We start from the raw sequence: 24,485 nt of genomic DNA, 5'->3' as shown, positions 1-24,485 counted from the left end.
CCTCGTGCGGGTGTCTGCCCAGCACACGGCTCCCCGCCGGAGGCGGTTCGACTTGTGACCCGGATCACTAGTAGTTCGGATAGTCCGCCCGCGCTACCGTGGTCTCGCCCCGAGCAACCCTCCCCGTGGAGCGTGCCGTGTCGACCGTCGTGGTTGTGCTTTCGATCCTGCTGGCCGCCGTGTTCCTGGGCTCCGGCCTGGCGAAACTGGCGAACGTCGACGCGATGAAGAAGTCGGCGGAACAGCTCGGTTACTCGCAGGGCCTGAGCCGGATCATCGGTGCGCTCGAAGTCGCCGCGGCGGCGGGCCTGATCGTCGGCCTGTTCTGGACGCCGCTGGGCCTGGCCGCGGCGATCGGCCTGACCGTGCTGATGATCGGCGCCGTGTACTACCACGTGCGCGCGAAGGACGCCCCCGCGCACATCGTGCCCCCGGCCGTGCTCACCCTCCTGTCCGCCGCGACGGCCGTGTTGATCGCCATCGCTTGAGTTCACCCGCCGTTCGCCGCGGGGCAAGCAAGCGCGCGTAGGAAGAGCGCGTGGACCTCACCGCGCTGGCACGCCGCCTGCTGGAGCCGATCCCGGCCAACAAGACGCTCGGCCTGCGGGTGCTCCGCGCCGCCGACGGGGCCGCGGAGGTCACCGCCGGGCCCGCGCCCGGTTTCGCCAACGTCATCGGCAGCATGCATTCGAGCGGGCTGGTCGCCTTGCTCGACGCCGCCGGGCTCGCCGCGGTGATCGCCGCCGCTCGCGACGAAGCCGAATTCGACGGCGTGGTGCCGCTCGGCTTCGCCGCGGAGGTGCGGTTCCTCGCGCCCGCACGGGGAAAGCTGGTGGCCGGCTGCGCGCTGGGCGAGTCGGCCACCGAGCTGGTGCGCACCCTGTTCGACGGCACCGCCGCCAAGATCCGCCTCGCCACCACCGCCGAGATCACCGACGAGCAGGGCACCGCGGTGTGCTCCGGCGAGTTCCGGTGGAGCGTGCGGCGGCAGTCCTGAAGTAGGACTCCTTGATTCAGGAGTTCTTGAGCAGCAGCGGGAGCCGGCGCACCCCGGTCATCGTCGGCGCGGTGAGGAACTCCGGGGCCCGGTCCGGGTCCGTGCGCAGGTCCGGGAACCGGTCGAGCAGGATGTTCAGCGCCACCCGGCCCTCCAGCCGGGCCAGCGGCGCGCCGAGGCAGAAGTGGATGCCGCGGCCGAAGGCGATCTGCGAGTTGGGTTCCCGCGTCACGTCGAACACGCCCGGGTCGGCGAAGTGCGCCGGATCCCGGTTCGCCGCGGCCAGCCACACCAGCACCATCTGATCGGCTTCGATGACCGTGCCGCCGATCTCCGCGTCGGCGTTGGTGACCCGCGCGGTGGTGGCGAACGGGCTGAGGAAGCGCAGGGACTCCTCGATCGCGCTCGGCACCAGGTCGCGGTTGGTCCGCACCCTGGCCATCTGGTCCGGGTACTCGTCCAGGCAGAGCACCGTGTTGCCGAGCAGCATGGTGGTGGTGATGTGCCCGGCGATCAGCAGCACGTTGGCGAAGTTGACCACCTCGCGGTCGGTGAGGCGGACCCCGTCCACTTCGGCTTCGACCAGTTTGCCCAGCAGGTCCCCGCGTGGCTTCCGCCGCCGCTCGGCGGCGTGCTCGCCCAGGTAGTCGACCAGGTGGCCGAGCTGCTCCATGGCGGGTTCCATCGCCTTGTCCCTGGCTTCGCGCGAGTCGTTCAGGGAGAACTGGCCGGACTGCGCCAGCATCTTGTCCACCCATTCCTTGAACAGGTCCCGGTCCTCGGCGGGCACCCCGAGCAGTTCGGCGATCACGATCACCGGCAGCGGGTAGGCCAGGCCGGACACCAGGTCGATCCGGTCGCCCTCGGCCTCGGCCTGGTCGAGCAGTTCGTGGGTCAGCTCGGCGATCCGCGGTTCCAGGTCGGCGATCACCTTCGGCGTGAACGCGTGGCTGACCAGCTTCCGCAGCTTCTGGTGCAGCGGCGGGTCCATCGAGATGATGCTGCCCTCGGTGAACTCCTTGCGCTCCGGCAGCAGCCGCGTGGTGTCCGACGAGTAGGTCGCCGGATCGCTGAGCACGTGCACCACGTCGCGGTAGCCGTAGACGTTCCACACGCCCTTCGCCGGGTCGTAGGCCACCGACCGCTCCGGCAGCCGCCCCCGCAACCAGAACTGCTCGGGGTTGATCCCCCACCGGTCCGCGAGCAGCGTCGGATCTTTGGTCCCGGTCATGACGAATCCCCTTCTGTGGTGGTGAGGTTCTCTCAGCCCGTGCCCGGATCGCTCGAGTAGATCGACTTCCGGTAGTTCTCGGTGAGTTCGGCCATCAGCTCGACGAACTCGGCGGCGGCCGGTTCGAGGCGGCCCGGTTCGGCGCATTCGAAGGCGTGCCGGATGGTGTGGGACAACATCTCCGACTTCTGGGTGAGGCTCAGCCGGGCGCCGGTCACCGGGTCCAGCGAGTCGTAGAAGTAGAAACCGGTGATCGTGGCCTGCAGCGCGTACTGCACGCTCGGCAGGTCGCCGCGCAGCAGGCCGTAGCGCACGAGCACCTCGAAGCCCCGCTCGTTGGCGAGCTGCTTGTAGCTGCGCAGGTTGCCCTCGGTCAGCTGGCCGAGCAGGTCGGTGTCCCCGGTGACCAGCGCGGCGACCAGCGGCCGCCGACTGGTCAGCTCGAACACCCTCGGGAAGATCCGGTGCGGCGCGATCCCGGCCGGGTCGGCCCGCAACTCGGCCAGCACCTCGTCGAACAGCGCGATCGACTCGCGCATCAGCAGCGCCTCGAACAGCTCGTGCTTGGCCCGCCAGTGCAGGTAGACCGTGCCCTTGCCGATGCCCGCCTTCTCCGCGATGTCGCCGATGGTCAGCTTCCGGTAGCCGTGCCTCAGCAGCAGCGCACCCGCCGCGTCCAGAATGCGATCTGCCCGTCCTCGCACGTCAACCCCTAGGTTTTGACCAGATTTCGAATCTGGTCATCCGGTCACACGGCCACGGTAGCGCCGCCGGAACGCGGTCGGCAAGGAATTGACCCCTTTTGCCGGACAATGGGAAGACCCGCACTTCCAGGAGGTCCCGTGCACCCGCTCGTCCAGCTCCTGCCCGGTTCGGCGATCGACGACCCCGACGTGCTCGCCGCCTACCGCCACGACCGGGCGTCGTTCTGCCCCAGCGGGGACCCGGCCGTGCTGGTGCGGGCGCGCAACACCGAGGAGGTCTCGGTGGCGCTGCGCTGGGCGCACGAGCACGGCGTCCCGGTGGTGCCGCAGGGCGCGCGGACCGGGCTGTCCGGCGCGGCGAACGCGCTCGACGGCTGTGTGCTGCTGTGCCTGGAGAAGATGGACGAGATCGTCGAAATCGACGTGCCCGAGCAGCTCGCCGTGGTGCGGCCGGGGGTGCTCAACGGCAGGCTCGCCGCCGCGGTCGCCGAACGCGGGCTCTACTACCCGCCCGATCCCGGTTCGATGGAAATCTCCACGATCGGCGGAAACGTGGCCACCAACGCCGGTGGCATGTGCTGCGTGAAGTACGGCGTCACCGGCGATTTCGTGCGGGGGCTCGAAGTGGTGCTCGCCGACGGCCGGGTGATGCGGACCGGGCGCCGCACCGCGAAGGGCGTGGCCGGGTACGACCTGACGAGCCTGTTCGTCGGTTCCGAGGGCACGCTGGGCGTGATCACCGAGATCACCCTGGCGCTGCGGCCCGCCGCGCGCCGCCCGCTCACCGCCGTCGCGTTCTTCCCGTCCCCCGCCGACGCGTGCCGCGCGGTCGCCGCCTACCTCGGGGAGGGGCACCGGCCGTCGGTGCTGGAGTTCATGGACGCCTCGACCGTCGACGCGGTGTCCGCGTTGGTGGACCTGGGTTTCCCGCCGGAGGTGGGCGGCGTGCTGATCGCCCAGTCCGACGCGGGGGCCGCGGCCGCGGACGAACTCGCCGCGTTCGAACGGGCCGCGCTCGACTGCAAGGCCGACGAGGTGGTGGTCGCCGAAGACCCGGCCGAGGGCGAGCTGCTGATGCAGGCGCGGCGGCTGGTCGGCCCGGCGCACGAAGCACTCGGCACCAGCCTCGTCGACGACGTGTGCGTTCCGCGCGGGCGGCTGGCGGAACTGGTCGACGGGCTGGACGCGATCGCGGCCGCGCACGGGGTGCGGATCACCTGCGCGGGGCACGCCGGGGACGGGAACATGCACCCCTCGGTCATCTTCGACGACCGGGACCCGGCGCAGGTCGACGCCGCGCAGGCCGCGTTCGCCGCGGTGATGGACCTCGGCCTGCGGCTGGGCGGCACGATCACCGGCGAGCACGGAGTCGGTGTGCTCAAACGGGATTGGCTCGAACGCGAACTCGGGGACGCGGCACTGTGGACACACCGGCAGCTGAAGGCGAGCCTCGACCCCCGCGGGATCCTGAACCCTGGCCGCGTTTTCCGCTGAATGCTATGAGTGGGGCATTACTAGCGTTGATTGCAAGTAATGCCCCACTCATAGCATTCGCCGGGGCTGATTGTCGGTGGGTGCCGCTAGGGTCACCGGCATGAATCGTGTGGGTGTGATGGTGCCGTGCCGCCTGCCCGCGGCGCGGCTGGTCAGCTTGGCGAGGCAGGCGGAGGAGGCCGGGCTCGACGAGGTGTGGGTGGTCGAGGACTGCTTCTTCACCGGCGGGGTGGCGGTCGCGGCCTCGGTGCTGGCCGCGACCGAGCGGATCACCGTCGGCATCGGCGTGCTGCCGACGGTCGCGCGCAATCCGGCGATCGCGGCGATGGAACTGGCGACGCTGGCCGGGTTGCACCCGGGCAGGCTGATCGCCGGGTTCGGGCACGGGGTGCCGTCGTGGATGCGGCAGATCGGCGCGTACCCGCCCTCGCCGCTGGCCGCGCTCCGGGAAACGCTGACCACCGTGCGCGCGCTGCTCGCCGGTGAGCGGGTTTCGGTGCAGGGCAAGCACGTCCGGCTCGACGACGTGCGGTTGGAGTTCCCGCCGGAGGTGGTGCCGCCGTTGTTCAGCGGGGTGCGCGGGCCGCGTTCGCTGGCCGTGTCCGGGGCGGCGGCGGACGGCACCATCCTGGCCGAGCCGTCCAGCCCGGAGTACGTGCGCGCGGCGCTGGCGAGCATCACCGAGGGCGCCGGGGAGCCGGGTGCGCCGGAGCGGCATTCGATCGTGGCGTACAACTTCTTCGCCATGGACGAGGACCCCGCGCGGGCGCGGGCCCAGGTGCGGCCGTCGGTGGTGGGGTGCCTGCAGGAGTCGACGGCGCCGCACATCCGGCCGCTGCCGTTCGCCGGGGATCTGCTGTCCCTGATCGAGCAGGGCGCGGACCTCTCGGCCGAACTGGCGCCGGAGTGGGTGGACCGGCTCAGCATCTCCGGCGACCTGACGCGGTGCGTGGAGCAGGTGCGCGCCCTGCACGGGGCGGGCGCGGAGTCGGTGGTGCTGATCCCGGTGGGAGAGGAGGAACAGGCGGTGGCCGCCGCAGGCGAAGTCGCCGCCGCGGTCCGACGCTGACCGGGCCCCTGCCGCCGCGACCCGGCTGACCGGACTCCCGCCGCCGCGGCCCGGCTGACCGAGCGAGGCCACCGCCGCCGCGGCCCGGCACTGACCCGGCGCGGTCGGCGCTGCGGCCCGGCACTGACCCGGCGCGGTCGGCGCTGCGGCCCGGCACTGTCCGGGCCCGCCGCTGCCGCCGGACACTGCCGGGACTCCACCGCGGGAAGTGCGGCGCTGATCGAGCCCCCGCCGCGGGGAGTCCTTGCCCGCGGCGGGAAACCGGCGTCAGCCCTTGGCGGTCAGCTCCAGCAGGCGACCGGTGAGGTCCAGGTGTTCCTCCACGCTCCGGCTCAGGTAGGTCAGGTCCACGAAGGTGTGGTCCGGCTCCACCACCGCGACGACCTTGGCCACCGATTCGGCGATGAGCCCGACATCCGTACCGGCCTCGACGTTCACCCGCAGCGCCACGCCCAGCGCACCCGGGTCGCGCCCGGCCTTTTCGGCGTCCGCCCGGATCTTGGCCAGGGCCGAGGTGATCACATCGGCCGGGAACTGCTCGGGCACCGACCAGACCGGCAGCCAGCCGTCCGCGCGCTCGGCGACCCGCCGCTGCGAGCGCTCCCCGAACCCGGCCAGGTGCACCGGCGGCTTGCGCACCGGCTTGAGGTCGACGTAGGTCTCCGGGACCGTGTACCCGACCCCCTCGTGCGCCACGACATCTTTCGTCCACCAGGCGTCGAGCAGATCGAGCAGGTCGTCGAGGCGCTTGCCGCGCTCGGCCATCGGCACGCCGACGGCGGCGTACTCGTCGGGCGACCAGCCGATGCCGAGGCCGGGCAGCAGCCTGCCGTTGCTGGCCACGTCGATCGCGGTCAGCTGGCGCGCCAGGTTGACGGGCTGGTACTGCGTGGCGTTGATGGTGCTGGAGCCGAGGATCGCCTTCTCGGTCACCGCCGCCGCGACCGCCAGCGCGACGAATGGGTCCTGCGCGACCCGGAACTCGTCGGGCATCGTCTCGTAACCGGGGTAGGACACCTCGGGCGCCACCGGCGACAGCAGCCGGTCCCCCACCCAGAGGCCCGCCGCCCCCGCCTCCTCGGCCGCGCGGGCGTAGCGCGCGATCCCGCCCGGCGAAGCCGCCGCTTTGCCGAAAACCGGAAGACTGAAGCCAAGTCGCATGAAGACTCCTCTGCAGCACGAGCGGGCCCGAACCGGCCCTGCTGCCACTACTACCCAGATTTAGTTGCGCGTTCAAGTATCCCAGGTCAGCCCCTCCCGCTCCCCACCCGCCCGCCAACTGGCGGGACATTCCCGCCGCGTGGCTGGGCGGGCACGGCCGAAGATGGCGCCAGGACCGAACCGAGGGAGAGCCGATGACCACCACCACCCCGCCGCCGTTCGACGCCGAGCTCGCCGCCGCGCTGGAGGTGCTGAAGGAGCAGATGCCGAGCCGGTTCGCCGAGCTCGACATCCATGCCCGCCGCACCGAGTACACCGAGCTCGAACTCTCCGACGAGGACCTGCGGCACGGCGGCGACTTCGAGTTCGAGGAACTCACCGTCCCGGGACCGGCGGGCGAGCTCCGGCTGCTGGTCGGCCGCCCCTCCGGCCCGGCGACCGGCACGCTCTATTACATCCACGGCGGCGGCATGATCCTCGGCAGCCACCGCTCCCCCGACCTGGCCTACGCGCTGGACTGGGCCGCCGAACTCGGGCTCGCCGTGGTTTCGGTCGACTACCGGCTCGCCCCGGAGCACCCGCACCCCGCGCCGGTCGAGGACTGCTACGCCGGTCTGGTGTGGACGGCCGAGCAGTTCGACGGCCCGCTGGTGCTCGCCGGGGTGAGCGCGGGCGGCGGGCTGGCCGCGGCGACCGCGCTGCTCGCCCGCGACCGCGGCGGCCCGGCGCTGACCGCGCAGATGCTGCTGTGCCCGATGCTGGACGACCGCAACGACACCGCCTCCGCCCACCAGATGACCGGCCTCGGCATCTGGGACCGCAACGCGAACGAACTCGGCTGGACCGCGCTGCTCGGCGACCGGCGCGGCACGCCCGAGGTCTCCCCCTACGCCGCGCCCGCCCGCGCCGAGGACCTCTCCGGCCTGCCCCCGGCGTTCATCGACGTCGGCTCGGCGGAGACCTTCCGCGACGAGGCGGTCGCCTACGCGACCCGGCTGTGGCAGGCGGGCGGGCAGGCCGAATTGCACGTCTGGCCCGGCGGGTTCCACGGCTTCGACGGCCTCGCCCCGCAGGCGGCCATCTCGGCGGCGGCCCGGGCGCCGCGACTGCCGTGGCTGCGGCGCGTGCTCGGCGCATGATGGTGGGATGAAGGATCTCGTCGGCAGGCTGTCCGCCCTCGATCCGGACGCCGGCGCGGCGCTCAAGGTGATCGCCTACTTCGATCGCCTGGTCGACTCGCACGCCGGGCTGGAGCCGATCGTGCGGGGCGCGGCGGTGCTGTCCGGCCGGGTGGCGCGGCTGACCGTGCCGGACCGGCGCGTGCTGATCCGCGTCGATCCCGACGGCCACCGCCTCGGTGACGGGCCGCCGCCGGACGCCGGCTGGCCGCGGGCCGGGCTCCGGTCCGGCGGCGCGCTCTGCCTGGAACGCTCCGGGCCCGCCGGTCCGATCGACGCGATGGTGCTCGAACGGGCGGTGGCCGCCGTGCACGGCGTACTCGACCGGACCGGCGAACGGGAGCCGCGGGAAGTCGTTCTCGATGCGGCTGCCCCGGTCGAAACGAGGTTGCGTGCCGCCCGGCGGCTCGGGCTGGGCGAGACCGCGCGAGCCGTCGCGCTCGACGGCGGCCGTGCCCGGGTTCAGGCCGCCGGAACGCCGCTGACCAGCGAAGAACGGCAGGGCATCGGACCGGTGGTTCCGGTGCCGGAGCTGCCCGCATCGCTGGCGGCGGCCAAGACCGCGCTCCGCTTCGCCGCCACCGAGCCCGACCCCGGCCCGCGCGTGGTGCACGCCGACGAACTGGGCGGCCTCGCCGTGCTGGCCACGGCCGTCGGCCACGACACCGAACCGGCTCCGGACGTGGTGGCGCTCGACCGCGCGCTGGCCGGGGCGCACTGGGTGCTGCCGACGCTGGTCGCGGTGGCGGACAGTCCTAGCCTGCGCACGGCGGCGACCACGCTGGTGGTACACCATTCCACGTTGCAGGAGCGGCTCGCGCACAGCGAGGCGCTGCTCGGCTGGCCGGTCCGCGACCCGCGCGGACGCCTGCGCCTGCAGCTGGCGATCGCGCTGTGGCGCCTGCACCGGAACCCGGAGTGAACCCTTGACCGACCTGCTCGTCACCCACACCGCCGACCTCGGCCACCCGGACCTCACCGCTGCCCGCGCGTTGCTCGATGAGGTCTTCGAGGGCGACTTCTCCGACGAGGACTGGGATCACTCACTCGGCGGTGTGCACGTCCTGCTGCGAGAGGGTAGGGAGCTGATCGGCCACGGTTCGATTGTGCAGCGGCGGCTCACCCACGAGGGCCGCGCGCTGCGCACCGGGTACGTCGAGGGCGTCGCCGTCCGCGCCGACCGCCGTCGCCGGGGGCACGCGGGCAGGATCATGGCCGAACTGGAGCGCGTCGCCCGGTCCGCCTATGAACTCGGCGCGCTCAGCGCGAGTGACGAGGGCGCCGCGTTCTACGCCGCCCGCGGCTGGCAGCGCTGGCAGGGCCCGACCTCGGTGTTCGCGCCCGAAGGCGTGCGGCGCACCGAGGAGGACGACGACTCGGTGTTCGTACTCCCCGGCACCGCCCGGCTCGACCGCACCGGCGCGCTGATCTGCGACTGGCGCAACGGGGACGCCTGGTAGTCGTCGTCCACAGTGGACTGAATTCGTCCGTCACCGGACCGTTCCCCGGCGGCCAAACCCGTCCTGTGTAGCCGGGTCCGCCCGTCGGCACAACCTACTTGCGTCGGCAAGTCACCAACCCGGACAAGATTTTGACATCTCTTGACCATGCCAACCACCGGGCGTATGGTCTAGACCACATTGGCAAGCGGAAACCCGCTTCAGCAAGGCCAGATCCCTTCCCCACCAACGGTTCCCTTAAGGAGCTGAGATGACCGCCAAGAGGAAACTGCTCGCCGCCGCGCTGGGTGCCGCCGTCGCACCGATCGCGCTGGTCGCCATCCCGGCCGGTACGGCCAGCGCCCACGGTTACGTGAACGCCCCCGCCAGCCGCCAGGCGCAGTGCGCGCAGGGTGTGGTCGAGTGCGGTGCGATCAAGTACGAACCGCAGAGCGTCGAGGGCCCCAAGGGCCTGCGCGAGTGCAACGGCGGCGTGCCGCAGTTCGCCGAGCTCAACGACAACAGCAAGCCGTGGCAGGCCGCGCAGGTCGGCCGGACGGTGGACTTCACCTGGACGTTCACCGCGCGGCACAAGACCTCGAACTACGAGTACTACGTGGGCGGGCAGAAGATCGCCGACATCGACGGCGGTGGCCAGCAGCCGCCCGCCACGGTCACCCACCAGGTGAACATGCCGAACAGCGGCCGCCAGACGGTGCTGGCCATCTGGAACGTCGCCGACACCACGAACGCCTTCTACGCCTGCATCGACCTGCAGGTCAGCTGAGCCCGGCGGGGGCGGTCCCGACCGGGCCGCCCCCGCTAGACTCGCCGATCGTGGACGCCCGGCTCGTACTGCACCTGATCCGGCGGTTCGAGCGCGCGGGCGTGCCGGTGTGGATCGCCGGCGGCTGGGGCATCGACGCGCTGGTCGGCAGGCAGACGCGGCCGCACGCCGACCTCGACCTGATCCACGACCAGGCCCGCGAGCCCGCCGGATTGGCCCTGCTGGCCGAGGAGGGCTTCACCGAAACCCTGGACCTGCGGCCGGTGCGCTTCGTGCTCCACGGCCCGGCCGAGCTGGACATGCACCCCGTCCGGTTCGCCGCGGACGGCTCGGCCGTCCAGTCCGCCGACAACGACGGCGCCACGTTCGACTACCCCGCCGACTGCTTCGTGACCGGCCGGATCGAGGGCGTCGAGGTGCCGTGCCTTTCGGTCGAGCAGCAAGTGCGGTTCCACCAAGGTTACCAGCCGCGGGAGCGCGACCTGCACGACATGGCCCAGCTGCGGGCCGAATTCGGTGTCACCACGGCGTTCTAGCTCGGCGGCGTGCCGTCCCCGAACGGGCGTCCGCCCAGCGCCTCGCGGCCGTGCGGGGTGGTCCAGCCGGACAGGTCCGGCCCGGCGGGCACGATCCCGCTAGGATTGATGTTGTCGTGCACGACGTAGTAGTGCCGCTTGATGTGGTCGAAGTCGACGGTGTCGCCGAAGCCGGGGGTCTGGAACAGGTCGCGCGTGTAGGCCCACAGCACCGGCATCTCGGTGAGCTTGAGCAGGTTGCACTTGAAGTGCCCGTGGTAGACCGCGTCGAAGCGGACCAGGGTGCAGAACAGCCGGACGTCGGCCTCGGTGATCGTGTCGCCGACCAGGTAGCGGCGGCTTTCCAGGCGCTGGGAGAGTTCGTCGAGGCGGTCGAAGAGCCGGTTGAACCGGCGGTCGTAGGCGGCCTGGTCGCGGGTGAAGCCGATCGCGTAGACGCCGTTGTTGATGTCGCGGAAGACGACGTCGTTGACCGCGTCGATCTCGTCGCGCAGCTTCTCGGGGTACAGCTCGGGCGCGCCCTCGCGGTGGTGGGCGGTCCACTCGGTGGAGAAGTCGAGGGTGATCTGCGGGTAGTCGTTGGAGACCAGCTTGCCGCTGGGCACGTCGACCAGTGCGGGCACGCTGACGCCGCCGTCGTAGTCGGGCTCGGCGGCGTGGTAGGCCTCGGACAGGAAGCGGATGCCGAGCACCGGGTCGCGGTCGCCGGGGTCGAGGGTGAAGCGCCAGCTGCGCTCGTCCTGGATGGGGTCGACCACGGCCAGCGAGATCGCGTCCTCCAGTCCGAGCAGCCGCCGCACGATGATCGCGCGGCTGGCCCACGGGCACGCGCGGCTCGCGACCAGCCGGTACCGCCCGGCCTCCACCGGCCAGGGCGACGAGCCGTCGGCCAGCGCGCGGCCGCGGAAGTGGTTGGGGGCCCGCTTGAACTCCTCCGCCATGTGCCCAGCCTAGTACCACGACGGCGGTTCGGCCCGGGATCCACAATGGACGGCCTTCACGCACAGGTGAATCCCCGGTGAGGTGGGCGCCGACCGCGTGATGATCTTGCGGGATCGGGGCGATTCGCCGTTCTCACCGCTTCGGCGGCCATCCTGTTCGGCGGTGCCGCCGGCACCGCGTCCGCTGTCGACTGGGTTTTCATCGGCAGCTACCCCACCGAGGGCGAATGCCTGGTGGCGGCAGACAACTGGGCCAGCAGCGACGTGCGAACCCGGTGCCAGTACACCCAGTCGGACGGCTGGTACCTCTTCGCCTACTCGATTCCCGGCTGATCCGCGGTGGCTGGGCCGGCCTGCCGGCCCAGCCACTTCCCGTCAGGCCGCCGCGCTCTGCTTCTTCAGCGCGGCTTGGTACTGGGGGTTGTTGTTCTTCTTTTTCTTTTCGGCCTTGCCGGTGGGCGTCGGGGTCGGCATCGTGGTCACCTTGGGCGTCGGTGAGGCCGTCGGCGAGGCGACCGGCTTGGGCGTCGGGGTCGCCTTGGGCCCCTTCGTGCCTAGTTGCTCGCGGTCCCGCTTGTCGAGCTGCTCCTGCTTGGCGATGTGGCGCTGGCGCTCGGTCTGAACCTTCTTCACCGCCTTGTCACCGTTCTTCCCGAACTGCTCGCGATCCCGCCTGTCCAACTCCTCCTGCTTGGCGATGTGGCGCTGGCGCTCGGTCTGAACCTTCTTCACCGCCTTATCACCGTTCTTCCCGAACTGCTCACGATCCCGCCTGTCCAACTCCTCCTGCTTCGCGATGTGACGCTGCCGCTCCGACTTCACCACCGGCCTCGACTCGGCCTTCTTGTCCGCGATCTGCGCGTCGCGGTTCCGGGCCCGCTTCGCCTCCGCGCGCAAGACGCGGGTCCGGTCGGTCGTGCAAGTGTTCTCCCCGTTGCACTGCTTGTACGCCTGCTGGTACGCGGGATCGGCGTTGGACCTGGCCGCCCGGTCCTTCGCCAGCTTGAGCTGGGCGTCCAGCTTCTTCTGGAACTCGATCAGCGACGGCGCGGTGTCCATCGCGGCACCGTGGCTGAACCCGGTCTTCTGGAACGGCCGGATGAGCTGCCCGAACGGATTGTCCTTCGTGTAGCCGTTGTAGTAGTCGACGATGCTCTTGCGCAGCTTCGGATCCTCGACCGCCTTCGCCAGCACCTTCTGGTGTTCCGCGCTCAGGTAGTCCTGGTACTTCTGCCCGGCCAGCTCACCGAGGACCGCCAGCGCCGCGGCCCCGCCACCGCCCCGGCCGATCCGGGTGTTGAGCTTCGGGGTGACCGCGCTGGTGCCCGGCGTCTTGCCGGTGGTGCTCGGCCCGCCCTTCGGCGGTTTGGTCGGTTTGACCGCCTGGGGCGTGTCGTCGCCGTCGTCGCCGTTCTTGGCGCGCTTCTTCGCCTCGTCCTGCTCGGTGATGTACTCGCTGACCCGCTTGGCCACCGTGTGCCGGTCGACGGCGCGGACGTGTTCCTTCTCCGCCTTTTCCGTCGCCGTTTGGGTTTTCTTGTACTTCTTCTCGTATTCGGCGGTGTCCACGCCGGATTCCCTGGCCTTCCGGAGGTCCTTCCGGGCGCGTTTCTCTTCGGCCTTGGCCTTGACCAGGTCCTCGTAGGCCTGGTCCGGGGTCTTGAGCTTGCGCTTGAGGTAGCACTCGGAAACGCATTCGGCGGCGAGCTTCAGCTGGGCCGGGATGCTGGTCGGGAGCGAGCCCGAGGCGGCGATCTTCTCGGCCAGGCACTTGCCGACGCAGCCCGGGAAGTACTTGGTGACCGCGTCGAGCAGTTGGCTGGCGCGGACCCCCGAGGAGATCGACCCCTTCTGCGCCAGCTTGCGCAGCTCGTTCAGCTTCTGGCGGATGCTGCGGTCGTCGTCGGCCCCGGAGGTCGCACTCGGCGGCGCCGCGGCGGCGACGCCGGGGTTTGCCGTGGACACCCCACCCAAGGCCACCGCGGCGGCCGCCACCAGCACCGGCGCCTGGAACCCCAAGCGGCGCAGGCGGCCGCGGGCTTCGTCGAGCTTGGCTTGGTCGCTCATCTAGCTGATCTCCCCCGATGAAGAGCCCTCGATGAGGCCGGGCTCGCTGTCGATCAGAATGGTCGGCTCCGCGGCGATGTCGGCCTCGACTTCCGGCTCGGGCTCGGTCGCGGCCTTCGGCTCCGGCTTGGGCTCGGCCTTCGGCTCGGGCTTCGGCTCGGGCTTCGGCTCGATTGCGGCCTTCGGCTCCGGGTCGGCTTTCGGCTCCGGCTTGGGGTCGGCCTTGGCTTCGGGCTCGGGCTTCGGCTCCTCGGCCAGCACGGGGGCGGCTTCGGCGATCTCGAAGCTCTCGACCAGCGCCGGGCTCGCTTCGGCGATCTGGGGCTCCGGTGCCGACATCACCTCCTGGAAGGCGGCCGTCTCGACCTGCGGCGCCGATTCGATGGCCATCGGCTCGGCCAGGAGCGCGCCCGACTCGGTGGTCATCGGCGCTTGCAGGACGGTCGCCGCCTCGGCAGGAGCGGGCTCGGCTGCCGCCGCGACCGGCTCGGCCAGTGCCGAGACCGGCTCGGCCAGCGTGGTCACCGGCTCGGCCAGGGCGGTCACCGGCTCGGCCAGGGCGGTCACCGGCTCGGCCAGGGCGGTCACCGGGTCCGCGAGCGCCGCGACCGGGTCGGCCAAGGCAGTTACTGGCTCGGCCAGGGTGGCCGCCGGTTCGGCGAGAGCGGCCACGACCGGGGCAGCGAGGTTCCCGACCGGCTCCGTCAGGGACACGAGCGGGTCGCTCGGCAGGGACAGCGGGAGCTCCCAGTCCCGCACCGGAGCGATCCGATCCGGCGGCACCGGCACGGGCACCGGGTGCGGATCCGGCGACAGCGGCAAAGACAGCGCCGGATCCGGCGAAGGCAACAGCTCCGGCGGCAAGGACAGCGACGGATCCGGCACGGGGACCTCCAACTCAGGAGACCCCGCCTCCGCCGAAGCCCCCGGCAGGTAACCCTCCTCCGCCAGGTAGTCGTCCAGCAGGGCCCTGAACTCCGCGCTGGCGAGCGGCCGCTCGTCCTCGGCCAGCGCGGTGATCGCGGCCGCCCCCACCGCGCCCACGCTCAGCCCGCCGGCGAAACCCGCCCAGATCCAGATCTTCGGCAGCCGGCGCCGCCGCAGCCTCGTCATCTGACGTCGTGGCATCGTTTTCCTTCCTCGATCAGCGAGTCCGGCCCACAACGAACCAGCACACCCACGCCCCAGACCAGGGAAAACCGTGTCCGGGACAGACCGGGACAGGCGAACAGCGCGTTCCGGCCACCGGAAGGCGCACCTCCCCACCGGCCCCCGGAGGGCGGATCATGTCGCCGTGGCACTACTCGACGAAGCACAGTGGCAAGGCCGGGTCTTCACCGGCGACTGGGAGTCCACCGGCGCCGACGCCCCGGTGACCGAACCGGCGACCGGCGCCGAACTCGGCAGGCACGGCCTCGCGGACCCGGCGGCCATCGCCCGGTCCGCCGAGCGGGCCGCCCGCGCGCAACGCGACTGGGCCGCCCGCCCCTTCCAGGAGCGCGCCGCCGTGCTGCGCCGCGCCGGGCAGCTCTGGGAGGACCACGCCGACGAGCTCCGCGACTGGCTCGTCCGCGAGGCGGGCAGCATCCCCGGCAAGGCCGACTTCGAACTCCACGTCGCGGCCCAGGAATGCTACGAAGCGGCGACCCTCCCCTCCTGCCCCCTCGGCGAACTACTCCCCAGCGAAGCACCGCGGACGAGCATGGTCCGCCGCGTCCCCGCGGGCGTCGTCGGCGTGATCGCCCCCTTCAACGCGCCGCTGATCCTGTCCATCCGCTCGGTCGCCCCCGCGCTGGCCCTCGGCAACGCCGTGGTGCTCAAACCCGACCCGCGCACCGCCGTCTGCGGTGGCTTCGCGCTCGCCGCGGTGTTCGAAGCGGCCGGGCTGCCCGCCGGCGTGCTGCACGTCCTGCCCGGTGACGCCACGGCCGGCGCGGCACTGGTCGAGGACCCGCACGTCCGCGTCATCTCGTTCACCGGCTCCACCGCCGCCGGCCGCGCGGTCGGCGAACTGGCCGGCCGCCACCTCAAGCGCGCCCACCTCGAACTCGGCGGCAACTCCGCGCTGCTGGTGCTCGGCGACGCCGACCTCGACCAGTGCCTCAGCGCCGCAGCCTGGGGCTCGTTCTTCCACCAGGGCCAGATCTGCATGACCACCGGCCGCCACCTGGTGCACGAGTCGATCTACGACGAGTACGTGGCGCGCCTGGCCGAGAAGGCCGACGGCCTCCCGGTCGGCAACCCGGCCACCGAGCAGGTCGCGCTCGGCCCGATCATCGACGGCGCCCAGCGCGACAAGATCCACCACCTGGTCACCTCCAGTGTGGACAGTGGCGCGCGGCTGGCCGCCGGTGGCACCTACCAGGACCTGTTCTACCGGCCGACGGTGCTCGCCGACGCCGGGCCGCGGGTGCCCGCCTACGCGCAGGAGGTGTTCGGCCCGGTCGCGCCGGTCACCCGGTTCGGCAGCGACGACGAGGCCGTCGCGCTCGCCACCGACAGCGAGTACGGGCTCTCCCTCGGCATCGTCACCCCGGACGTGGCGAAGGGACTGGCGCTGGCCGACCGCATCCCGACCGGCATCGCGCACATCAACGACCAGACGGTCAACGACGAGGCCCACGCCCCGTTCGGCGGCGTGCTCGCCTCCGGCACCGGCTCCCGCTTCGGCGGCGCGGCGGCGAACATCGAGGCGTTCACCGAAACCCGCTGGGTCACCCTGCGCGGGGACGTGGCGGGGTATCCCTTCTGAGCGCGGCCGAAACCGCGCCCGCGGCGGCCTGGACCGCGGTTCCGCACCGGTCCAGGTCGAGCCGCCGGGTGTGCCCGGTGATCGAGACCGCGGCCACCACCTCACCGTGCGCGCCGAGCACCGGCGCGGCCACCGCGGTGACCCCCGGCTCGGCCTCCTCCAGGTTGATGCCGAGCCCGCGTTCCCTGGTGCGCTCCAGATCCTTGTGCAGCAGGCCGGGCAGCACGATGGTGCGCGGGGTCAGCCGCGCGAGCCCGGCGTCGACCGCGCGGCGGAACCGGTCGCGGCCGCCCCAGGCGAGGAAGACCTTGCCGGTGGCGGTGCAGTGCGCGGGCATCCGGCCGCCCACCCTGGACCGGATGACCATCGACTCGCTGCCGCTGAGCTTCTCCACGAACAGCGTGCACAGGTCGTCCGGCACGGCGAGGTGCACGTTCTCCCGGCTCGACCGCTGGAGTCCCTCGAGGAACGGCAGCGCCGCCTCGCGCAGCATCCGGTAGCGCGGCACCATCTGGCCGAGGCGGAACAACTTCGCGGCGAGCCGGTAGCCGCCGTGCCCGGTCCGCTCCAGCGCGCCCCAGTCGACCAGCTCGCCGAGCAGCCGGTGCGCGGTCGGTTTGGGCAGGCCGCTGCGAGCGGCGAGCTCACCCAGGCTCAGCTCCGGCTCGCCGGGGGTGAACGCGTCGAGCAGGGACAGGCCTCGCGCCAGCACCGACTTCGGTGCCGGTGCGGATTCACCGCTCATCCGGGTGATGTTGCTCGGTGCACCTCTTGCGGGCAAGGGGTCGTCCCACTCATTGGGACGACGGGAGCTGGACCGGCGGCAGATGCACGCTCAGCACCGCCGACCGGCCGTCCGCCACCGCCGCCAGTGCCTCGGCCAGCGCCTCCTTCAGCTCGTCCGGCTGCCGGACCGTGCGGCCCCACGCGCCACCGGCGGCGGTGGCGATGCCGGGCAGGTCGGCCTCCGGTTCGAAGCTGACGTTGAAGTCGTCGCGCTCGGCCGCCGTGCCCTCGGGGTGCACGCCGAGCGTGGACAGCTTCGGCGACTTCCAGCCCCGGTTGTCCAGCACCACGGTCAGCGTCGGCGTGCCGTACCGCCGCGCCACCCACTGCGCCGACGACGGCACGCCGAACAGGTAACTGCCGTCGCCGACGACCGAGACGACCAGGCGGTCCGGTTCGGCCAGTTTCGCGCCGATCGCCGCGCCCCCGTGCCAGCCGAGCGAACCGCCGCCCGAGCCGATCAGCGAACCGGGCCGGTTGCGGCGCAGGTGCCTGCCGACGGCCTGGTAGCTGGAGATCGCCTCGGTCAGCACCAGCGCGTCCTCGTCGATGGCGTCACGCAGGCACGCCAGCAGGTACTCGGGCGTGATCGTGTCGCCGTCCGGGACTTCCATCGCCGCGTACTCCTCGGTGCGACGCCGGTGCTCGGCGGTGACGCGCGCCAGGCGCCCGTCGTCGGGACGACGCGGAACGCGGTCCACCAACTGGACCAGCGCCGTGCGCGGATCGGCGCGGGCGAAGCATTCCGCGGGCACGTGCCACAACGGCATCTGCTCCTTGAGCGGGTCGACGTCGACCACGAAGATGCGGGCATCCTCGCGCGGCCGGTTGCTGACCGGGATCCACGGCACGTCACTGCCGAGCACGAGCACCACGTCGGCTTCGGCGAGCACCGGGTCGGGTTCGGTGGTGTTCCACTGGAAACCGAGGTGCAGCGGGTGCCCGGCGGGGAAGTTCACCCGCATCGGCACCGATTCGAGCACCGGCATCGCCAGCCGCTCGCACAGGTCCACCAGCACCGGCACGGCACCGGGGTCACGGCCGAGGTAGGAGGTGACCACGATCGGGTTTTCCGCGTGCGCCAACGCTTCCGCGAGCCGGTCGACGACCTGCGGGGCCAGCGCGGCGGGTGCGATCGGCACGGTGTGCGGCGGGTCTTGGCGCGGCACCTCGGCCTCCATCACCTCACGCGCGCCGACCAGGTACACCGGCCCGCCGGGATCGCTGTGCGCGATCTGCAACGCCCGGCCCACCAGCGTCTTGACGTTGTGCCCGGTGCGGATCTCGTTGTCGTACTTGGTGTACCCGCGGACGATGCCGCGCTGGTCGTGCACGTCCTGGATCCACTGGATGAACTCGTTGCGGCTGCCGAGCAGCTCGCCCTCCTGGGTGAACGGCGACGCCCCGGCGAACACGAGCACCGGCACCCGGCCCTTCGCCGCGTTGTGCAGCATGCCGCCGATGTTCTGGGTGCCGCAGTCCACGTGCACCAGCACCGCCTGCGCCCGCCCGGTGACCTGCGCGTAGCCCTGCGCGGCGGAGAACGCGACGCTCTCATGTGGACAGATGATCAGTTCGGGCAGGGTGTCCGCCCGCCCTTCCGCCCTGGCCCGCGCGTAGGCCTCGACGATGCCGGGGTGGTCACTGCCGAGGTTCGCGAAGACGTACTCCACTCCCCCTTCGCGCAGGGCTTCCAGGAAGGCCCGGCTGGTGGTGTGGGTCATGCGGTCACCTCCGTCCGTCGGCGGCCGGGGAACGCACGCGCGGCGAGTTCGTCGTACGGCGTGCCCCGCGCGGCCGCGTTCCCGCGTCCGGCGAGGCTTCCCAGCCAGGCGGCGAGGAAACCGGCCGGCACCGAGACCAGTGCCGGGATGGACAACGGGAACAGGTGGTCCGCGCCCATCACGTCCGGCCCGACCAGGACCAGCCCGACCGAGACGACCAGGCCGCCGAGCAGCCCGCAGGTGGCGCCGACGCGGTTGAACCCGCGCCAGTAGATCGTCAGCAGCAGCACGGGCATCGTGGTGCTCGCCGCGATCGCGAACGCCACGTTGCCGAGGAACGCCACGTTCATCGTGCGGGCGCCCAGCGCGAGCACGATGGCCACCACCGACACCGCGAGCCCGGCCAGCCTGCCGACCAGCAACTGCTGCCGAGGCGTGGCCTGCCCGCGTTTGAGCACCGTGCTGTAGAGGTCGTGCGCGACCGCGCCGGAAGAGGCGATGGCCAGCCCGGCGAGCACGGCGAGAATGGTCGCCATCACCACGCCCACCACGATGGCGAACATCAGATTCCCGCCGACCATTTCCGCCAGCCTCGGCGCGGCGAGATTGCCCGCCTTGTTGTCGGCGATGATGCGGTCCCGGCCGACCTCGTTCAGCGCGGCATAACCGAACACCGGCAGGGCCAGGAAGAACAACGCGAATATCCACATCGCCACCTGCGCGGAATTGCGGGCGGCCTTCGCGTCGCGCACGGTCAGGAATCGCACCATCACGTGCGGCAGGCCCATGATGCCCAACGCCATGCCGAGGCTCATGGAAATGTTGTTCAGCCCGGTCGCGGTGCTGTCGTGCGACGGCAGGATGATGTCGTCGCCGTGGTTCGCGCGGGCCTCGATCATCGCGCCGAGCGGGTTCCCGCCGGTGCGCGCGGCGATCAGCACCAGCAGGCCGAGCACGGTGACGATCAGCAGGATCGCCTTGAACACCTGGATGTAGGTGGTGCCGACCATGCCGCCGAGCATGGTGTAGAGCGTCATCAGCAGCCCGATCACCACCACCGCGAGCGGGAACTCCACGCCGAGCAGCAGTTGCGCGAGCACCCCGGCGCCGACGAACTGGATCACCATGTAGACGGTGCTCAGGATCAGCGACGCCACCGCGAGCACCGCGCGCAGCAGGCGCCCGTCGAACCGCGCGGCGACCGCGTCGGCCAGGGTGAACCGGCCCAGGTTGCGCAGCGGTTCGGCGATCACCAGCAGTACCAGCAGGTAGGCGATCGGGATGCCGAGCGCGAGGTAGAAACCGTTGAACCCGGTCAGCGCGACGGCGCCGGTGATGCCGAGGAACGACGCCGCGGAGAGCTGGTCACCGGCCAGCGCCAGGCCGTTCTGCCAGCCGCTGACCCGGCCGCCGGCGATGTAGTGGTCGTCGGTGCTCTTGTTGCGCCGCGCCGCGTAACTGGTCAGGCCGAGGGTGACCGCGACGATCGCGGCGACCACCAGCACCGCGAGCACGTTCATGAATCGTCCCCGCGCTCGAAGCGGTCGGCCCACCGGCCGTAGGCGAACGCGGCGCCGAGCGGGAACACGATGGCGAAGGCACCGGCCACATATCCGGCCCCGATCGGGCCGACCCAGCCGTCGAAAATCGGGGTGAAGGTGGTCAGCACGGGCACCGCGAGAAACACCGCGAGCGCGCTCAGCCCCCCGGCGAGCGCGATTCTTTTGCGCACCGCCAATTCGGTATTCCGCACGGGCCACCCTTCTCTCGAAGACCGGCCGATAATCACGCCGCGGGCACGGCCGCGGCAACCACCGCGTTCCGTTCCCCGGAATCGGGAATTCAGGTGGTGAACAACCAGAGGTGCACCACGGGCCGGTCCGGGTCACCGCGGTCGACCAGCACCTCCCTGGTCACCTTCGCCGGGCGGGCCCGGCCGGCGGGCAGCGCGTCCTGCGCCGAGGCGATGTCCGTGCCGCGGTCCGGGTCGAAGCCGGGCACCGGCGGGAGGAACACCTGCCTGCCCGGCTCGAGTTCTCTGGTGAAGCCGGATCCGGCCAGCAAACTGTCCACTGTGTCCGGTTCCACCGCGACGGCGACGGCGTAGAGCTGGTCGATGCCGCGCTCGTCGAGCACACCGAGCACCTCGGCGCCCGGCGGCAGCACGATGCCGCCGAAGTCCAGCGCGGTCACGGCGGGGGTGCTCATCGGCGGAGGTCCAATCGGGTGCCGTCACGGTTGTCGGGGCTCTGCGGCAGCACCACCTGCGTTCCCGCGCCCGGCACCGTGCCCGAGTAGTGCCGCGGGTCGGTGGAGCCGGAGATGTTGTACTCCTGCGCCAGCCCGGACCGGTGCAGTTCGGCCAGTGACGCGTCGGTGACCGTCATCGGGCCGATCTGGGTGGACTTGCCGCCGTCCCAGTTGTAGCGGTCGAACACGTGCGCGCGGTAGTCCATCTCGATCGTCGGGGCGCCGCCGGGCACCGCGGGCGGGTGCACGGTCGCCACCCCGCTGACCGAGTACTGCACCCCGCCCATCGCGTAGTACCAGTTCTTGCTCTCGGCCGGGCCGAGGTAGTGGCCGTGCCAGCCGGAGTCGAAGGTGACCGGGGTGCCGTAGTTGCCGGTGCGCGCGGCGTCGGCGGCGAGCTGGCGCATCTGCTCGGTGACCGTGCGGTCCACCACGCCGCGGAACGAGGGCACGTCGCGGGCGATCTGGTCGGCGTCCACGGTGACCGGGGTGCCGCTGTTGTCGAGGAAGTGCTTGAGGTGGCTGCTGGCGTTGGTCCAGCCGATGCCGTCGGCCACGTCCGCGCCGGCGTAGGCGGCCTGCCAGGTGGCCTGGTCCGCCAGCGAGGGCTGCTGCGAGGCGTGGGCCCCGGCGCCCGGGTCGGTGGCGGGCTGCGGGCCCGGTCCCGGCAGCGTGGTGCCGCTGCCGCCCTGGGTGCCGCCGTGCCCGGTGCCGCCGCCGTAGCCGCGGGCGGTGTCCTGGTCGGCGGCGGTGTAGCCGTCGGCCGAGAGGCGGACGTACTCGCTGATCTGGCCGATCAGCTCGACGAACCGGCCGAGCGCGCCGGTGAGCTGCTGCTGCAGTGAGGCGTTGGCGCTGCCCACCGCGCTGCCGATGCCGGCGAACGAGGCGATGTCGATGGCCAGCGCACCGACCTCGCGGGCCGAGGTCGCCGCCGTGGAGTTCAGGTCCTCCATCGACCGGACCACCGATCTCGCGGCGTCCGGCTCCACCCGGAACGCACCTGTCATCTTCGGCCTCCTCGTCCGCGATTACCCCACCGGAAGCCTTCCTCGCGCGCGAGGCCCGCCAGACGGCCGAATTACCCACTGGTGAGCGGGCATTCCGGCCAGTACGGTCAGCAGGTCGACGACCGTGGGGGATCTCGATGAACCGCACGACGGGGGTGAGCGGCGCACCGACCGGACACGCGCGCGGTCCCGCGCTGCTCATCGCCGCCGGGACGGTGGTGCTGCACGCCGTCTGCGCCACGGCGTACGGCTACCACCGCGACGAGTTCTACTTCCTGGCCGAGTCGAAACGGCTCGACTGGGCGTTCGCCAGCGAGCCGCCGTTCACCCCGCTGCTGGGCCGCCTGTCCACCACGCTGTTCGGCGATTCCCTGCTCGGGCTGCGGTTGTGGCCCGCGCTCGCCGGGGCGGCCGTCGTGCTGCTCACCACGCTCATCGCGCGCGACCTCGGCGGGGGCAGGCGGGCGCAGGTGATCGCCGGGCTGGCGATGGGCACGGCCACGGTGTCGCTGTCGATGTTCCACCTCTTCGGCCCCAGCGCCTTCGACCAGCTCGCCTGGGCGGGCTGCCTCTGGCTCCTGCTGCGGCTGGTGCGGGGCGCGGACCCGCGCTGGTGGCTGGGTTTCGGCCTGGTCGCCGGGCTCGGTTTCCAGAACAAGCAGACGCTGGCGCTGCTCGGCCTCGCGCTGCCGGTCGCGCTGCTGCTGACCCCGGCGCAGCGGCGGCACGCGGCGACGCCGTGGCCGTGGCTCGGGGCGCTGCTCGCACTGGCGATCGCGGCGCCGGTGCTGGTGTGGCAGGCCGCGCACGACTGGCCGATGCTCGCGGTCTCGGCGTCCATCCGTGCGGACGAGGGCGGCCTGGCGGGCGCGGCGTTGTTCCTGCCGATGCAGGTCGTGACGATGAACCCGCTGCTCGCGCCGGTGTGGGTCGCCGGGCTGTGGTGGTTGTTCCGCACCGTGGAGTTCCGGCTGTTCGGCTGGTTGTCCGTGGTGCTGCTGGTGCTGCTGATGGGCGTCGGCGGGAAGTACTACTACCTGGCGCCGATGTACGTGGTCCTTGTTCGCGGCGGGCGGGGTGGCCGCGGAGCGCTGGTCCCGGCGGCGGGCGCTGGTGCCGGTCGCGGTCGGCGTGGCGGGGCTGGTCGCGGTGCCGATGGCGCTGCCGGTCCTGCCCGTGTCCGCGCACCGGGACCTGCCGATCACCGACCTCAACCCGGTGCTCGCGGAGACCATCGGCTGGCCCGCGTTCGTCCAGCAGGTCGCCGCGGTCCGCGACACGACGGCGCCCGGTGCGGTGGTGTTGACGTCGAACTACGGCCAGGCGGGCGCGATCGAACTGCTCGGCGGGCCGTACGGCCTGGGGCAACCGGTCAGCGGCCACAACAACTACTGGCTCTGGGGGCCGCCCGCCGACTCCGCGCCCGTTCTCGCCGTCGGTTTCGGCGACGGCCGCGCCCTCGAAGCGAGGTTCGGTTCGGTGGCCCGCGCGGGCACCATCGACAACGGCGTGGGCGTGGAGAACGAGGAGCAGGGCACTCCACTCTGGATCTGCCGGGACCCGGTCAAGCCGTGGGCGGAGCTGTGGCTGGGGTTCCAGCACTACGAAGCCTGACGCCGATGCACCACGACCGTCAGGAACGCTGGCGGTTTTTCCTTACCTGACACCGGAATGGTAGGTCACCGTGCCTTGACTTCCCTGGTCGCGGCCTTAGGCTCGGTGCTTTCCGGGACGAGGAGGGGCTTCTCGTGCACGCACAGGTGGAAAGCCGGCGCCGCTCGCTCCAGTTCGACGGGCGCACCGTGACGATCAGCATCGCGATCAAGGATTCCTGGAACTTCCCCGGCGACCAGCACACCCGGTTCCCGGTGGGCAAGATCAGCGGGATCAGCCACCAGCCGTCCACGACGTGGCGGCCGGGCCGGGTGGACTTCAGCGTCGAGGGCGGCTCCACCGAGATCGTCCGGAACGTGCCCATGTTCGCCGACAAGCTCGGCCCGTACTCCTTCCGCTACTCCACCGGCCAGTCCGAGGCGGTCGCCGAGCTGGTCGAGGCCATCCGGCAGGCGAGCCGGCTGATCTCGCGAACGGCGAGAACGGCCTGACCCGGCCGAGCTGGACCGACTGAGCCGGACCGCCCCGGACTGAGCCGGACCGAGGCCGGGCTGACCCGGGCAGAGCCGGACCGATGCCAGACTGACCCGGCTGACCCGGCTGACCCGGGCTGAGCCGGACCGATGCCGGACTGAGCCGGACCGAGGCCGGGCTGACCCGGGCAGAGCCGGACCGATGCTAGACTGACCCGGCTGACCCGGCTGACCCGGCTGACCCGGCTGACCCGGCTGACCCGGCTGACCCG

At 71.8% G+C, this 24,485-nt stretch carries 24 protein-coding genes; 13 read left to right on the top strand and 11 right to left on the bottom strand.

Annotated features, from left to right (window positions below):
- Positions 1-137 precede the first annotated feature (137 nt).
- Positions 138-488 carry a DoxX family protein gene (locus JYK18_RS43855; protein ID WP_206810121.1) on the top strand — a complete coding sequence of 117 codons (351 nt, stop codon included), beginning with the start codon at positions 138-140 and terminating at the stop codon, positions 486-488.
- 50 nt (positions 489-538) lie between these two features.
- The gene (locus JYK18_RS43850) at positions 539-997 is read left to right on the top strand and encodes a DUF4442 domain-containing protein (RefSeq protein ID WP_206810120.1); all 459 of its coding nucleotides are present in this window, start codon (positions 539-541) and stop codon (positions 995-997) included.
- A 16-nt stretch (positions 998-1,013) separates the two neighbouring features.
- Here the strand turns inward: JYK18_RS43850 and JYK18_RS43845 are convergent, their stop codons facing one another.
- Positions 1,014-2,228 (bottom strand): cytochrome P450, encoded by a 1,215-nt coding sequence (locus JYK18_RS43845; RefSeq protein ID WP_206810119.1) that lies wholly within the window; start codon positions 2,226-2,228, stop codon positions 1,014-1,016.
- A gap of 32 nt (positions 2,229-2,260) precedes the next feature.
- Positions 2,261-2,932, bottom strand: coding sequence for a TetR/AcrR family transcriptional regulator (locus tag JYK18_RS43840; RefSeq protein WP_206810118.1), 672 nt, complete (start codon positions 2,930-2,932; stop codon positions 2,261-2,263).
- Positions 2,933-3,040: 108 nt separating this feature from the next.
- Between JYK18_RS43840 and JYK18_RS43835 the strand changes: the two genes are divergently transcribed.
- On the top strand, positions 3,041-4,426 hold the full coding sequence (locus JYK18_RS43835; protein ID WP_206810117.1) for an FAD-linked oxidase C-terminal domain-containing protein: 1,386 nt from the start codon (positions 3,041-3,043) through the stop codon (positions 4,424-4,426).
- 100 nt (positions 4,427-4,526) lie between these two features.
- A complete protein-coding gene (locus JYK18_RS43830) occupies positions 4,527-5,495 on the top strand; it encodes an LLM class flavin-dependent oxidoreductase (RefSeq protein ID WP_206810115.1) in 969 nt (322 codons plus the stop codon).
- Between the two features lie 267 nt (positions 5,496-5,762).
- Here JYK18_RS43830 and JYK18_RS43825 read toward each other — a convergent pair whose 3' ends face one another.
- The gene (locus JYK18_RS43825) at positions 5,763-6,656 is read right to left on the bottom strand and encodes a TIGR03619 family F420-dependent LLM class oxidoreductase (RefSeq protein WP_206810113.1); all 894 of its coding nucleotides are present in this window, start codon (positions 6,654-6,656) and stop codon (positions 5,763-5,765) included.
- 194 nt (positions 6,657-6,850) lie between these two features.
- Between JYK18_RS43825 and JYK18_RS43820 the strand changes: the two genes are divergently transcribed.
- The 5 genes from JYK18_RS43820 to JYK18_RS43800 all read left to right on the top strand — a co-directional run bounded on the left by JYK18_RS43820 (position 6,851) and on the right by JYK18_RS43800 (position 10,596).
- Positions 6,851-7,795, top strand: a complete 945-nt coding sequence (locus JYK18_RS43820; RefSeq protein WP_206810111.1) for an alpha/beta hydrolase — start codon at positions 6,851-6,853, stop codon at positions 7,793-7,795.
- A gap of 7 nt (positions 7,796-7,802) precedes the next feature.
- Complete coding sequence (locus tag JYK18_RS43815) at positions 7,803-8,756, top strand: helix-turn-helix domain-containing protein (RefSeq protein WP_206810109.1); 954 nt, start codon at positions 7,803-7,805, stop codon at positions 8,754-8,756.
- 4 nt (positions 8,757-8,760) lie between these two features.
- Entirely contained in the window at positions 8,761-9,294 is a 534-nt protein-coding gene (locus JYK18_RS43810; protein WP_206810108.1) for a GNAT family N-acetyltransferase, read from the top strand.
- A gap of 250 nt (positions 9,295-9,544) precedes the next feature.
- Positions 9,545-10,060, top strand: a complete 516-nt coding sequence (locus JYK18_RS43805; protein WP_206810107.1) for a lytic polysaccharide monooxygenase auxiliary activity family 9 protein — start codon at positions 9,545-9,547, stop codon at positions 10,058-10,060.
- A gap of 50 nt (positions 10,061-10,110) precedes the next feature.
- Positions 10,111-10,596, top strand: coding sequence for a nucleotidyltransferase domain-containing protein (locus JYK18_RS43800; protein WP_206810106.1), 486 nt, complete (start codon positions 10,111-10,113; stop codon positions 10,594-10,596).
- Here JYK18_RS43800 and JYK18_RS43795 read toward each other — a convergent pair.
- Together JYK18_RS43795 and JYK18_RS43790 are read right to left on the bottom strand one after the other, a co-directional pair.
- A complete protein-coding gene (locus tag JYK18_RS43795) occupies positions 10,593-11,537 on the bottom strand; it encodes a glutathione S-transferase family protein (protein WP_206810105.1) in 945 nt (314 codons plus the stop codon). The two genes, JYK18_RS43800 and JYK18_RS43795, sit on opposite strands and share 4 nt — an antisense overlap.
- Before the next feature lie 375 nt (positions 11,538-11,912).
- Complete coding sequence (locus JYK18_RS43790) at positions 11,913-13,604, bottom strand: hypothetical protein (RefSeq protein WP_206810104.1); 1,692 nt, start codon at positions 13,602-13,604, stop codon at positions 11,913-11,915.
- A 31-nt stretch (positions 13,605-13,635) separates the two neighbouring features.
- On the opposite strand from JYK18_RS43790, the gene JYK18_RS48370 reads away from it, so the two are divergent.
- Together JYK18_RS48370 and JYK18_RS43780 are read left to right on the top strand one after the other, a co-directional pair.
- On the top strand, positions 13,636-14,541 hold the full coding sequence (locus JYK18_RS48370; protein ID WP_374195131.1) for a hypothetical protein: 906 nt from the start codon (positions 13,636-13,638) through the stop codon (positions 14,539-14,541).
- Positions 14,542-14,898: 357 nt separating this feature from the next.
- Complete coding sequence (locus tag JYK18_RS43780) at positions 14,899-16,356, top strand: benzaldehyde dehydrogenase (protein ID WP_206810102.1); 1,458 nt, start codon at positions 14,899-14,901, stop codon at positions 16,354-16,356.
- Here JYK18_RS43780 and JYK18_RS43775 read toward each other — a convergent pair.
- The 6 genes from JYK18_RS43775 to JYK18_RS43750 form a co-directional block, all read right to left on the bottom strand.
- Entirely contained in the window at positions 16,319-17,101 is a 783-nt protein-coding gene (locus tag JYK18_RS43775; RefSeq protein ID WP_206810101.1) for an IclR family transcriptional regulator, read from the bottom strand. The genes JYK18_RS43780 and JYK18_RS43775 overlap by 38 nt on opposite strands.
- Positions 17,102-17,150: 49 nt before the next feature.
- Positions 17,151-18,866, bottom strand: coding sequence for a thiamine pyrophosphate-requiring protein (locus tag JYK18_RS43770; RefSeq protein WP_206810100.1), 1,716 nt, complete (start codon positions 18,864-18,866; stop codon positions 17,151-17,153).
- Positions 18,863-20,386 carry a cation acetate symporter gene (locus JYK18_RS43765; protein WP_206810099.1) on the bottom strand — a complete coding sequence of 508 codons (1,524 nt, stop codon included), beginning with the start codon at positions 20,384-20,386 and terminating at the stop codon, positions 18,863-18,865. The genes JYK18_RS43770 and JYK18_RS43765 overlap by 4 nt, the downstream gene beginning before the upstream one ends.
- Positions 20,383-20,598 carry a hypothetical protein gene (locus JYK18_RS43760; RefSeq protein WP_206810098.1) on the bottom strand — a complete coding sequence of 72 codons (216 nt, stop codon included), beginning with the start codon at positions 20,596-20,598 and terminating at the stop codon, positions 20,383-20,385. Before JYK18_RS43760 ends, JYK18_RS43765 begins: the two co-directional genes overlap by 4 nt.
- Before the next feature lie 110 nt (positions 20,599-20,708).
- Complete coding sequence (locus JYK18_RS43755; RefSeq protein ID WP_206810097.1) at positions 20,709-21,074, bottom strand: hypothetical protein; 366 nt, start codon at positions 21,072-21,074, stop codon at positions 20,709-20,711.
- The gene (locus tag JYK18_RS43750) at positions 21,071-22,126 is read right to left on the bottom strand and encodes a hypothetical protein (protein WP_206810096.1); all 1,056 of its coding nucleotides are present in this window, start codon (positions 22,124-22,126) and stop codon (positions 21,071-21,073) included. Before JYK18_RS43750 ends, JYK18_RS43755 begins: the two co-directional genes overlap by 4 nt.
- Before the next feature lie 137 nt (positions 22,127-22,263).
- Between JYK18_RS43750 and JYK18_RS43745 the strand changes: the two genes are divergently transcribed.
- Positions 22,264-23,790 carry a glycosyltransferase family 39 protein gene (locus tag JYK18_RS43745; RefSeq protein ID WP_206810095.1) on the top strand — a complete coding sequence of 509 codons (1,527 nt, stop codon included), beginning with the start codon at positions 22,264-22,266 and terminating at the stop codon, positions 23,788-23,790.
- Positions 23,791-23,874: 84 nt separating this feature from the next.
- The gene (locus tag JYK18_RS43740) at positions 23,875-24,231 is read left to right on the top strand and encodes a DUF4429 domain-containing protein (RefSeq protein WP_206810094.1); all 357 of its coding nucleotides are present in this window, start codon (positions 23,875-23,877) and stop codon (positions 24,229-24,231) included.
- Positions 24,232-24,485: the final 254 nt, after the last annotated feature.

Origin of the sequence: Amycolatopsis sp. 195334CR (genome assembly GCF_017309385.1) — a bacterium.
GTDB lineage: Bacteria > Actinomycetota > Actinomycetes > Mycobacteriales > Pseudonocardiaceae > Amycolatopsis.
The sequence above is the reverse complement of the archived record's forward strand: the minus strand, read 5'-3'. Positions and strand labels throughout refer to the sequence as shown.